The sequence below is a fragment of the Leptolinea tardivitalis genome, from assembly GCF_001050275.1.
GTDB lineage: Bacteria > Chloroflexota > Anaerolineae > Anaerolineales > Anaerolineaceae > Leptolinea > Leptolinea tardivitalis.
In genome coordinates this window covers 319242-331032 of sequence record NZ_BBYA01000008.1, presented here as the reverse complement: position 1 = coordinate 331032, position 11791 = coordinate 319242, and the positions used below count along the sequence as shown (strand labels likewise).

Here is an 11791-nt window from a genome sequence, read left to right as displayed (position 1 = left end):
AAAGAAAAACCTGGAAGGATGAATCCAACCAGGTTTGTGTGGATATCATGATCGTGCTAATTTTCCGGTAAAAGAAAAGATACTGTTGTTCCCTTATTAAGCTCACTCTCAGCCCAAATCCGGCCGCCATGTGCTTCCACCAGGTGTCTGGCAATAGACAATCCAAGTCCGGTACCGCCGCCAGAACGAGCTTTATCGGCCTTATAAAACCTCTCAAATATCCTGGGCAAAGATTCTGGGTCAATTCCTACGCCGGTATCTTGAACAAAGAAAACCACACCTTCCTGCGTTTTGTTCACACCGCAGGTGATTTTCCCTCCAGGCAAGGTAAATTTGATGGCATTGTGCAACAAGTTTACGATTACCTGCACCATACGACTGACGTCCACAGATACCTTCGGTAAATCCGGCTCAATGCATTTCTCAATGGTCAAACCGGCTCGTTGAGCCTGAAGAATCATCCTATCAACAGCTTTGTCCATAAGATCACCGGGAGGAACAATCCGGTGTTCCAGAGGAACCCTCCCAGATTCAATACGGGAAAGTTCCAGTAGTTCTTCCACCATTTGGGTGAGGGTATCAATTTCAATATCCATGCGACTCAAAAAACGCTGGGCAGCCGGCGGATCATCCACGGCACCTTCGCGCAAAGTCTCAGTAAGCGCTTTCATGGAAGCCAGAGGTGTTCGCAACTCATGAGATACATTGGAGACAAATTCGCGCCGCAGGGATTCAAGCTTTCGAATCCGGGTCATATCCTGCAATATCAGAAGGACGGCGCCGGGCATTCCCGAATCCATTAACGTTGCACCCGCCTGAACAAATATTTTTTCCAGGCTTATTTCGTAACTGGCTGTTTGTGGTTCTCCCGTGTTCTTGCATCGCTGCCATAATTCAACCAGTTGATGATGCCTGACAACTTCAACGAGAGTCTTACCCATGGCTTCCGCCGACGTTGTCTTAAACATGCGCTCTGCTGCCGGGTTGATCAGCTGAACTGTGCCATCTTTCCCGGCAATCAAGATTCCATCCGCCATATTGTTCAACACAGCTGCCAGTTTTGTGCGTTCGCTGGTGAGCTCGTCAATTTGCGCCTGTAATTGGAGGCTCATGCTGGAAAAGGCATGATTCAAACGGGAAATCTCATCTACTTTTTCAGGCAGTGAATTTTTTCCGGTAGAAGATTTTCGAAACGATTGTATGGCATCTGATAACCGTCTAACCGGTTGAGTTGTCCAGTTTGTGATCAAGATACTTAACAGAATGGCCAGAAGCGCCGCCACCCCTGTGGCGGCAAGTATCGCCTTGTTTAATGCCCATACACTGGCTTCCACTTCTGTTAACGGCATTGAAAGTCGGGCTATTGCCCTGACACGGTCATCCACTTTAACGGGTACAGCAGCATACAGGTACTGTTTGCCCAGTGTACTGGAAATACGTGTAGCTGTAGCTTCGTTTCCTTTTAGCGCCGATTGCACTTCAAACCTCTCCAGATGGTTCTCCATTTCTGATGGATTGGTCTGCGATTCACCCACCACACTTCCATCCGCCAGAATAATAGTGACTCGTGAATCCAACAAACGGGCATTAGAAGAGGCAATCTGTTCATATACTGACTCAGGTTGGCCGGATTTCATGACTGTTGCCACGTCATCGGCCAAACCGCGCGTTTCAGCAAGAAGTCGTACCTTTAAATTTTCGGTGTAAGACTGTTCAAGGGAATAAGAGACCACCAGGCTTAACCCGCCCATAATCACGAGAATAAGAATGATATAGGGCAACGCAAACCGTGCAAACAATGATTGTCGCATAAGACTTATCCTTCAAACCGGTATCCGGCACCGCGTACGGTTACGATTCGTTCCGGTGTCGCGGCATCTTTTTCGATTTTTTCCCGCAGCCACCGGATATGAACGTCTACCGTCCGGCTGTCTCCTATGAAATCCCATCCCCAGACTTTTTCGAGAATTGTCTCCCGGGTCAAAACCTGCCCCCGATGAATAGCCAGGTAATGCAATAATTCATATTCTTTTGGTTTCAAGGGTAAGGGTTTTCCATTAAATAGAACTTCACGGCGCGTGGAATTGACTTCAAGATTGCCAAATTGCATGATTCCGCCCGCAGGTGATTCGAGGGCGGCTGTATGAGCTTCGGCATCTTCACGGATTAACCTTACCCGTCGCAGCATGGCTTTGACTCGTGCCAGCAATTCCCGCATACTAAACGGCTTGGTTAGATAATCATCGGCGCCCACTTCCAACCCAACCACCCGGTCAATTTCATCATCACGTGCGGTTAACATCAAAATAGGGGTGTTCATTTCCTGTCGAAGGGTCCGGCATACTTCAAATCCGTCCATTTCGGGCAGCATTATATCCAGCAAAATTAAGTCGGGTTTCAATTCTCGGGCAAACTTTAAAGCCTGTCCGCCTGTGGAAGCTGTATGAACGGTATATCCCTGCTTTTTCAGGTTGTATGCCAGTGTCTCCTGTAAAGATATTTCATCTTCCACCACCAGAATGGCCTCTGTCACGTTCCCTCCTCATCGCTTCCAACACAACCAGTAATTCATCGGTGATGACGCTGCGTGAATATTTTTCTCGTACAAGCGTCTCCCCATTAATACCCATCTGACGACAATGCTTTTGATCATCCACCATGGATATGATCACTCTGGCAATGTCTTCCGGATTACCAGGCTGAGCGAACATTCCAGCATCGGCTCCTTCCACAAGCTGGCGGATCACACCATCAATACATAACAGTACAGGTTTTCCAGCCGCCATGGCATCAAAAACTTTATTTGGGTATGTGGTTTTATACCATTCTAATGGTTTGAGAATGGCAAGGCAAATTGTAGCCCCTGCGAACACACTGGCAATACTATTTTTGTTAACAGATGGTAAAAATTTGACGTTCGGAAGATTAAGATATTCAGCCTGTTTGATCAGGTTGGATTTTTCTTTTCCATCCCCCACAAAAACAAACGCAATATCCTTTCGCTCCCGAAGAAGATCAGCCGACTTCAAAACCACACCGAGATCATTGGAAATACCATGAGCCCCGGCATAAAGAACAATTTTCTTACCTTCCAGCCCCCATTCCTTTTTCTGTTGATCTCCACGATCAGATTGAAACATCTCAACGTCAGCTCCGTTGGGAATAAGTTTGACTGATCGTGCTCCCCGGCTGGTGACATAATCCACATAACCCGGTGAATTAACAATCACCTGGTCGGCATGAGAATAGAGAAAATGCTCCAGCCACCTTGACAGCCGGATAATGATGGGATTTTTTAACACACCAATTGCTATGGCAAATTCCGGCCACAGGTCGCGAACCTCAAAAAGGAACTGAGCACCTTTTAGACGGGCTGTCAGCCAGGCTGTAATCCCCTGGAAAATGGGAGGAGATGTCCCCCAGACAAAATCAACCTGTTCTACCGAAAGAGCAGCAAAAAAGGATGACACCATGAAGCTGAGAAAAGTAATGACCCGGTGAAAGAAACTGCGATGCCAGGCCGGGTATGTATAGGCACGTAAAATGACAATTCCATTTTCATCAACCTGGCGATCAATCCATTTTCCCCGGGAGCTGCTTTTCCCTGTGAGGTAATTCACCGGGCTGGCTATGACTGTTACGTCATGCCCTTTTTGCCGAAGATATCGCGCCATTTCATAATGACGCGTTCCTCCGGCATCAGATAACGATGAAAAGGCCTGATGGATGATTAAGATATGCACGCGATTATTCTAACAGACATTAAATTCTGTTAAAAACTCCAAATTTGTAATTCCCGAAATCAGTACACGGTAGGATACAGCCGGTTCTAAATATCCATAAGTCGGCGAATACCACCCGAGGTTGACAATATCTTCTTCTGGAATCCCCCTGCCAGTACTGGAATAGAGCATTTTTCCAGCTTTTATGACCTGATATTCGTAAACCGGATTTGCACCGCCTGCAGAAATAGGTGTCATTACAACTTTACAGCTGGTGAATGTGTCTTCGAATCTTAAACTCGTCTCGTCAATATGCCAGTCTAATGAAGGTAATAACCAGTTAATCGAAATGTCAACTGGAGAAGGTGATTTACCATTCTCTGGAATTAACCTGTCAAATACTCGCCAGACATGCTCATTGATCATCACCACTTCGCGTTCATGAATCAACCCGAACCGATGATATCCATTATGGGAAGCCTCCAGGCTGTTTCCGCCATGTTTTTCCTTCCCCCATTTAATAACCGGCCAATCGAGCCACAAGAACCGGCCCGCCCGAGTCATCTGGTCTTCTCCGTTGATCGAAACGGAGTTATGCACAATCGTTCGAGTTAATGCATTATCCCAGGGTGGTTCATCATTATAGCGATAGGTACCGGGGTCAAGAAGTACAGGCAAGCCGTTATGCCATAGATCAATGTGAAGCAGGTCAGCCTGACCGGGACGCCGGGAAATATCTGGTCCAAAGAGGATGATCGAGGTTTGTCCATCAGATAATTTTTTATAAGATTGAATGGCCGGATTTGATTTGGCACTCCTGCCACCGCCAAAGGATTTTCCGGCCAGCCATTCAAACCAGAGAGTCATTTCATCTTTTTTCTCGTCTGGACTGGCTAAATTAAAACAATGCCTGGCGGTATGTACTACCGGGCGGAAATCGTCATACCGATTACCTGTCAGAGGAAGAATATAGGCTCCATCATTATGACCGTAATTGGGAACCCGGCCGGTTTCTGCAAACATCAATCCAGCCAGCCATGCCGTTGCCGTAGCCAGTTTTTGCTGGCTTTGTTCTGGAAATTCATCTCCTGCCCGTGTGCTGACAGCTTTCATCCAGATGGCTATTTGAAGCATCAGGCGGTGGTAATTGGTGGAATATTGTAAATACAGTCCATCATCCGCAACCTGATCATTGAGAGCCTGATGGAATGTCTCCCAGCCAATCTTTTTCCATCTGGTCGATTCAGGAAAATCGGGAAGGAATACCCCTGCCGTATAAAGACCGGCCGCTTCAACCAGCAGATGGTTGTTTTGTTGACTGCGCGCATAGACCATCGTCGGCGGGATACGCCGGGCATGATCCACTACGGCAGCGGCCAGAATCTGCTCCCAATCTGCAGGAAGGTCATCATCATAGAAGACCTCATGGAAGAAAACCAGGGCAATGATCCGCAGTGCCACCTCCTGCCCGTTCATCCAATTCGGCCCGCAATTGACTGGATTCCTGTGAAAGAATTCCTTCAAAAGGGACCAACCTTTTACCCCAGAATCGGGTAAGAGATTTCGGACTCTGGCTCTCGCCAGAGAATAAATCCACCCCAATCGGGCAGGCTCCCAGACGAATTTGATATCTTTTTCAGGCAGCTTGACCCGGCCCAATTCATAGTCCGTCCAATGGCGATTTATATCCGGAAACGTTTGAAAAATATCCACCACCTGACGACCAAAGATTTCACATTTACCCTGAAACGGTAGTTTGAGCCTCTCCGGGGATTCCTCATACTTTGTTTGCTCGCCCTGGAAAAATCCTGGCAAATCAGATTCATCCAGCTTTTTTACTGGTTTTATCCATGTCAGTTCGTTTCCCTTACCTGTATAAGGTATGGGTGGTGTTGACCTTCGGTAATGGCCGGTGAGCAATCCGAAACGATACAGAGCAACCTGCAAGACAGGTCGCAGCCCGACCTGACGGATGGTTTTGTAGACTCGGACCAGATTGTTCACTGTTTGATCCTGCCGGTCAGACCTGCCCGGCGATCTGACGGGCAGCCTGAATACTCGCCAGGCTGGAGCCGTACAATTGATCATAGGGTATGGATGGATTTTCTCCAGTCTTCACGGCTTCCACAAAGGCCTGCCATGCCGCCTGATGCCCTTTATCCTGCCGCAGCATGGATCGATACACTTTCTTCGAACCGCCTGACCATAACTGCAATTCCCGGTAATCATCTAGAATGGCACTTCTTCCGGCACAATGGACTTCCAACTTTTCTTTCGGTAATCCTTTGTCGCCATTGGCCAGATATAACACCTGAGCCAGAGATCCATCGGGATATGTTAGATTAATTTGAACATTATCTCTGTGGTAGCGGCCTGAATCGGGTAATGCCCGGGCTTCCACCCTGACCGGAGCAGCTCCAGCGAGATAGGTCATATAGTCAATGAAATGACAACCTTCTCCCACAATCCGTCCACCACCCTGAGCAGGATCATGTGTCCAATGAGTAGGGGGCAAATAACCTGCGTTCACCCGGTATACCGCAGCAAACGGCTCATTGCAGGAACCAAGAAAAGCCTTCAATCGTGTGGATAACGGTGCAAACCGACGATTAAAACCCACAGCCAGCATGACGCCAGATACTTCTTTCAATGCATCAAAAATGGCATTCAGGTCTTCTTCCGTAAGTGCAAGAGGTTTCTCACAATATACATTCTTTCCCGCACGCAAAGCCGCCAGTACCTGGCGGGCATGGTGATTATGCCGGGTAAGAATCATAACGGTATTGATATCTGGGTTTTCCAGAATATCTTTTTCATCAGTTGATGCAAACCGGAAATCATATTTCCGGGCGGCTGCCTGTGCAGTAACCCCGCCGGCAGACGCAATACCTGTTAAATCAACGCCTCCTGCCTTTTTTACCGCTGGCAGCAAAATGGCATTGGCGAAATTTCCGGCTCCCAACACTCCCACTCTCACTGTCTGGGTTGCTTTTCCTGAAGCCAGAGGATTAATGACTTTACGTTGATATTCCACCGGTCTATTCGGTTGGGGATATGTCAACAAGACGCCCAGGAATAGCTCATTTATCTTCCCTGTGATCAGTTCGTAGGCATTTTCAGCCTGATCAATCGGAAAACGGTGTGTGATTAACGGCGAAATATCCATTTTTCCCGCAGCCAGAAGTTCAACAAAGGACTGAATATTACGGCCTTCCGTCCAGCGTACATATCCGATCGGGTAATCTTTACCGTGTTCCTCATACTCTGGATCGTACCGTCCGGGACCATAAGAACGAGAAATACGTAGATCCAATTCTTTTTCATAATACAGCTTGCGGGTTAATTTCAACCCGACCGCTCCCACAGCAACAACCACAGCCCGGTCTCGGGCGATGCGTGCAGCCAGGTCAATCGGGTCATCTGATGTTGTATCTGCACAGATCAAGACAATATCGGCACCTTTTCCGTGTGTAAAAGCCAAGCAGGCGGATTCTGCTTCGTCCCGACCGACAGATTCAAAACCTATGGTTCCTGCCAGTTTGACCCGCTGGGGATTGGTATCAATTCCCAGCACAAAACATCCGGCAGCCCGGGCAATTTGCGCAGCCAGTAAACCCAGCAAGCCCATTCCGATAATAGCAATTCTTTCACCAACCTGCGGAGAAGCCAGACGGAAACCATGCATGGCAATGGCACCCAGTGTGGCAAAGGCAGCCTGATCCATTTCGACAGAATCAGGTACTTTTGCCAGCAAGTTTTGCGGCACCACAGCCAGTTCAGCATGAACGGCGAAACCACCACCCGCACAGGCCACTCTATCGCCCACAGAAAAACCGGTCAGACCGGGTCCAACTGCCTCTATCACACCACTGGATGAATATCCTAAAACCATAGGCTGGTCCAGCCGGTTAAACGCTGCGTCCAGTGCAGTTAATGGGCCTTCTTTCAGGGCTTTATCAATCACCTGCCTGGCCAGATCTGGCCGTGAACGCACCTTATCTAACAGGTTCTTTTCCGCAAATTCCACCACCATCCGTTCCGTTCCTGCCGATACGAGTGAGAATGCGGTTCGTACGAGTGCCATTCCCGGTCTGACAGAAGGATCAGGAACCTCGACGACAGTGGTTTTTCCATCTTGCATGGATTGCAGAACCTGTTTCATAGCACCATCCAGATCACTAAAAGAAATAAACCGGCAAAGATTCAGTTGGAAAAATATTGCAATGCCAGGCGGAGACGGGTTTCCACATCAGATGCCGACCCGCGCGGAATGGATTGAATGGCTGCCTGAGCCTCCACCACAGAATAACCCAATCCGGTAAGGGCGTCTAACACCTGGGCATCGATTTCAATTGTACCCGGCTCGCGGCCAGGTGCCATCTCGCCCTTTATCTTACCCTGCAAATGCAACAGAATTTGTTGTGCAGTTTTCTTACCAACCCCGGGCACACGGGTAAAGAGATCTGCCTGTTCGGATAAAACAGACCGTCGAATGGCATCAGGCGACATACTGGAAAGTATGGCCAGTGCTATTCGCGGACCTACCCCATTGACACCCAGCAAAAGTATAAAGAGGTCGCGCAATTCTTCGGTTTCAAAACCAAACAATGTAAGGGCGTCTTCACGAACCACCAGATGGGTAAACAGGAGAACAGGATCACCGATCACAGTTCGTAAGGCATAATCCTGTGTGGTAAATATTTTAAATCCGACCCCACCTGTTTCTACTATCAGATGATCGTCTCCTTTACCAATCACCTCACCACGAACGGCTGCAATCATCTTTTTTCTCCCAGCCCTGAATTTGCTTCACGATGTTGATTGAAGATTTCATACAACATGATAGCCGTTGCCTCTGCCAGATTCAATGAATCTACATGACCGATCATGGGGATATATACCAATCCATCACAAAGTTCAGTCAGAGTAGGTGATAATCCTTCCCGTTCACTGCCCATGATCAATATCATTGGACGGGTATAGACATAGGAATGATAATCCTGAGCCCCCGGGACGGCCACTGCTCCTACCAGATTAGCGTTTTGCCGGGTTTTCCACATAGAAAAATATTGTGTATCTGATTTTACAAGATCGAGATGGAAAACGGCGCCCGTTGAGGCACGAATCGCTGTAGGATCATACGGATCGGTGCAGTGATCCAGCAGAATCAATCCTTTACCACCGCTGGCATCGAGTGTCCTGAGTATGGTTCCCAGATTCCCAGGATCAGCTACACGGTCCAAAGCCACCCACAGGTCAGCCTGACTTAATACAACATTGTCCAGAGTCTGGAATGTTTGCCGAATGACAACGCCCATTCCCTGTGGATTTTCCTTGCCAGAAAGAGAGGAATACACCTCTCGGCTGGTTTCGATTACATCAATATTATGATCCAGTGCCTTTTGGAGTAATTCATCGGCAAATGAACTGTGTAAAGTCTCCGGGCAAATAACCATCTGCTCAACATGCTCAGGGTGTGAGAAAGCATCTCCGCAGGCCCGCAAACCTTCCACCCATGCCAGGCCGGTTTCAGATCGATATTTCCGGTCGCGCAGTTTGCGAAGGTCTTTGATTCGCGGATTGGCAGAACTGGTAATGAGGGTCATAGGCTCAAAGATTCCAGGTGTTTAAACCGGTAGGATTGGCAATGACAAATGGCCACTGCCAGAGCATCTGCAGCGTCATCCGGACGGGGAATATCCTCAAGATTCAAAAGGGCTTTCACCATCAGTTGAACCTGGTTCTTTTCTGCTCCGCCATATCCAGCTACAGCCTGTTTAATTTCCATGGGAGTATATTCTGCCAGAGGTATCTTTTTCTGAGCAAGAGCCAGTAACACCACTCCCCTGGCCTGGCCGACAGCCAGTGCTGTGGTTACGTTTCGCTGAAAAAAAAGTTTCTCCACAGCCGCCATATCAGGGCTGTGGAGAGTCAGTAATTGTATAACCTCGTTATAAATAGAAAGAAGACGTTCTTCTGGAAGAGTTTTTTTCGGTGTGGTGATCACCCCGTAGGACACTGATTCGAGGTCACCATTATTCAGGTTACGGATAAGACCGAAACCTGTAGTGGCTGTACCGGGATCAATCCCCAGCACCAACATGGCAGTCTATTCGTTCTCCAGAGCCGCCATGGCCTCCTCAGAAATGTGCAGATTGGATGAGAGAGCCTGCACATCGTCCAGTTCTTCCAGGGCATCCAGAGTTTTCATTACAGCGAGAGTTTTTTCGACATCCAGATCCATTTCCTGGGTGGGGATCATGCGCAGTTCTGCCTCATCAATGGTGATCTTTTCTGCGCGGAGGCGGTCGCTGATCGTCTTGAAGGATTCAACAGGGGCGAAGATTTCAATTTCATCTTCTTCACTGGTCACATCATCTGCACCGCAATCCACAGCCAGTTCGAAAATCTTGTCAAAATCATTTCCGGCAGCCGGAATGGAAAAATAGGCTATCCGTTTGAACTGCCAGGCAACAGAACCATTTTCGCCAAGATTACCGCCAGCGCGGGAGAGAACATGACGGATTTCTGCAACAGAACGGTTGCGGTTATCTGTAACCACTTCGATCATGCAGGCAACACCGTGTCCGGCATAGCCTTCATAAGTAATTTGCTCGAAGGAATTGCCTTCCTTTGACTCGCCGGTGCCGCGTTTAATGGCCCGGTCTATGTTGTCTTTTGGCATATTTTGGGCGCGGGCTTTTTCAATGGCCAATCTCAGCCGGAAGTTTGAATCAACATCGCCGCCGCCATCACGTGCTGCCATGACGATTTCACGTGTCAAACGAGTGAATATCTGCCCGCGTTTTGCATCAGCAGCACCTTTTTTCCTTTTAATAGTTGCCCATTTAGAATGACCGGACATGGGTAATAACTCCTTTAATAGTTGCAAGGATGGAATGTTTCAAAAGAACGGAAAAAAATTATACCATGAAAGCATCCTGGTACCGGTGAAGCACCTGTGAAGTAGCAAAACCAGAGTCGTTCATCCAAATCATATGTACTGACTTTTTGCCTACGCACCAGTTATCTTGCAGCAATCTGGTTGGTTAATGTACCGATGCCTTCTCCCGTGCATTCCACCACGTCACCTTCATTCAGCGGGCCAACACCGGCAGGTGTACCTGTCATGATAATATCACCAGGATTCAATGTCATAATGGATGTCACAAATGCCACCAGTTGTTGAACAGTGAAAACCATTTCACGGGTTGATGACATCTGCCGCAATTCGCCATTTACCCGGCAGCTTAATAAGACATCAGCCGGATCCAATTCAGTTTCAATCCATGGTCCCAGCGGACAAAACGTATCAAATCCTTTTGATCGCGTCCACTGGCCGTCTTTATTTTGTAGATCCCGGGCGGTAACATCATTACCAATGGTGTAACCAAAAATATACCGGAAAGCTTCATCCGGTTGAATCCACCGGCCGCCTTTTCCCATCACGACCACCAGTTCAACTTCATGTTCCACCTGTTCAGATTGGGGAGGAAGATGGATTAAATCATTCAACCCAATAACACTGCTGGGAGGTTTCATAAATAACATCGGCCATTCAGGTACGGGAGCAGAATGTTCTTTGGCATGCTCGATATAATTCCGGCCCACACAGATGATTTTCCCGGGAATAACAGGCGATAATAATTGCACATCTGATAAAGATGTTTCCACTTCCAACCGGCGGTATTCTCCAAAAGGATCCCCTTCCACCGGACCAACCCGATCCTGATATATCCAGCCATAACGGGGTTCACCATTGCCAATTCTATAGCGGACAAATTTCATCTTTTCACCTGACCAATGAAGTTTTTTACCTGCGGGCTAGATCGTTTCCTTTATCTGTCAACATCCAGATTTTGGGATGGCTTTGTCCCCCGCATGCAGAGGATAAGGAACAATGATCACAGGCAGAGGCACAGCTTTCATACGATTTAAGATACCCTTTTTTAACTAAATCAGCAACCATACTATTCAGCATTTCTGCCGAGACACTTAATTCCTCCTGGATTTGTTCCATTGTAGCCAGAGGATAACGATGTATGATCTGCAGAATTTTGATCAACATA

Annotated in this window: 11 protein-coding genes; all 11 read right to left on the bottom strand. The window is 47.9% G+C overall.

Features of this window, described 5'->3' with window-relative positions; genetic code table 11:
- Positions 1-56: 56 nt before the first annotated feature.
- The 11 genes from LTAR_RS05555 to LTAR_RS05505 all read right to left on the bottom strand — a co-directional run bounded on the left by LTAR_RS05555 (position 57) and on the right by LTAR_RS05505 (position 11790).
- Positions 57-1811, bottom strand: a complete 1755-nt coding sequence (locus LTAR_RS05555) for an ATP-binding protein (RefSeq protein ID WP_062421188.1) — start codon at positions 1809-1811, stop codon at positions 57-59.
- A gap of 5 nt (positions 1812-1816) precedes the next feature.
- Positions 1817-2533 (bottom strand): response regulator transcription factor, encoded by a 717-nt coding sequence (locus tag LTAR_RS05550; RefSeq protein WP_062421186.1) that lies wholly within the window; start codon positions 2531-2533, stop codon positions 1817-1819.
- Positions 2502-3743 (bottom strand): glycosyltransferase family 4 protein, encoded by a 1242-nt coding sequence (locus LTAR_RS05545; RefSeq protein WP_062421184.1) that lies wholly within the window; start codon positions 3741-3743, stop codon positions 2502-2504. The genes LTAR_RS05550 and LTAR_RS05545 overlap by 32 nt, the downstream gene beginning before the upstream one ends.
- A gap of 9 nt (positions 3744-3752) precedes the next feature.
- Positions 3753-5726, bottom strand: a complete 1974-nt coding sequence (locus tag LTAR_RS05540) for a heparinase II/III family protein (RefSeq protein ID WP_062421183.1) — start codon at positions 5724-5726, stop codon at positions 3753-3755.
- 16 nt (positions 5727-5742) lie between these two features.
- Positions 5743-7884 carry a bi-domain-containing oxidoreductase gene (locus LTAR_RS05535; RefSeq protein ID WP_062421181.1) on the bottom strand — a complete coding sequence of 714 codons (2142 nt, stop codon included), beginning with the start codon at positions 7882-7884 and terminating at the stop codon, positions 5743-5745.
- 41 nt (positions 7885-7925) lie between these two features.
- Positions 7926-8504 (bottom strand): Holliday junction branch migration protein RuvA, encoded by a 579-nt coding sequence (ruvA, locus tag LTAR_RS05530; protein WP_062421180.1) that lies wholly within the window; start codon positions 8502-8504, stop codon positions 7926-7928.
- Positions 8501-9328: a TrmH family RNA methyltransferase gene (locus LTAR_RS05525; RefSeq protein ID WP_062421178.1), complete on the bottom strand. Its 828-nt coding sequence runs from the start codon at positions 9326-9328 to the stop codon at positions 8501-8503. The genes ruvA and LTAR_RS05525 overlap by 4 nt, the downstream gene beginning before the upstream one ends.
- Positions 9325-9825 carry a crossover junction endodeoxyribonuclease RuvC gene (ruvC, locus tag LTAR_RS05520; protein WP_062421176.1) on the bottom strand — a complete coding sequence of 167 codons (501 nt, stop codon included), beginning with the start codon at positions 9823-9825 and terminating at the stop codon, positions 9325-9327. Before ruvC ends, LTAR_RS05525 begins: the two co-directional genes overlap by 4 nt.
- 6 nt (positions 9826-9831) lie before the next feature.
- The gene (locus tag LTAR_RS05515; protein WP_062421174.1) at positions 9832-10587 is read right to left on the bottom strand and encodes a YebC/PmpR family DNA-binding transcriptional regulator; all 756 of its coding nucleotides are present in this window, start codon (positions 10585-10587) and stop codon (positions 9832-9834) included.
- A 161-nt stretch (positions 10588-10748) separates the two neighbouring features.
- On the bottom strand, positions 10749-11510 hold the full coding sequence (locus tag LTAR_RS05510; protein ID WP_062421172.1) for a fumarylacetoacetate hydrolase family protein: 762 nt from the start codon (positions 11508-11510) through the stop codon (positions 10749-10751).
- 25 nt (positions 11511-11535) lie between these two features.
- On the bottom strand, positions 11536-11790 hold the full coding sequence (locus LTAR_RS05505; RefSeq protein ID WP_062421170.1) for a winged helix-turn-helix domain-containing protein: 255 nt from the start codon (positions 11788-11790) through the stop codon (positions 11536-11538).
- Between the last annotated feature and the right edge of the window lies 1 nt (position 11791).

Excerpts from the sequence above, each read along its gene's own strand:
- LTAR_RS05555 (WP_062421188.1), bottom strand. The coding sequence starts at position 1,811 with ATGCGACAATCATTGTTTGCACGGTTTGCGTTGCCCTATATCATTCTT.
- LTAR_RS05535 (WP_062421181.1), bottom strand. The coding sequence starts at position 7,884 with ATGAAACAGGTTCTGCAATCCATGCAAGATGGAAAAACCACTGTCGTC.
- ruvA (WP_062421180.1), bottom strand. The coding sequence starts at position 8,504 with ATGATTGCAGCCGTTCGTGGTGAGGTGATTGGTAAAGGAGACGATCAT.
- LTAR_RS05525 (WP_062421178.1), bottom strand. The coding sequence starts at position 9,328 with ATGACCCTCATTACCAGTTCTGCCAATCCGCGAATCAAAGACCTTCGC.
- ruvC (WP_062421176.1), bottom strand. The coding sequence starts at position 9,825 with ATGTTGGTGCTGGGGATTGATCCCGGTACAGCCACTACAGGTTTCGGT.
- LTAR_RS05515 (WP_062421174.1), bottom strand. The coding sequence starts at position 10,587 with ATGTCCGGTCATTCTAAATGGGCAACTATTAAAAGGAAAAAAGGTGCT.
- LTAR_RS05510 (WP_062421172.1), bottom strand. The coding sequence starts at position 11,510 with ATGAAATTTGTCCGCTATAGAATTGGCAATGGTGAACCCCGTTATGGC.
- LTAR_RS05505 (WP_062421170.1), bottom strand. The coding sequence starts at position 11,790 with ATGTTGATCAAAATTCTGCAGATCATACATCGTTATCCTCTGGCTACA.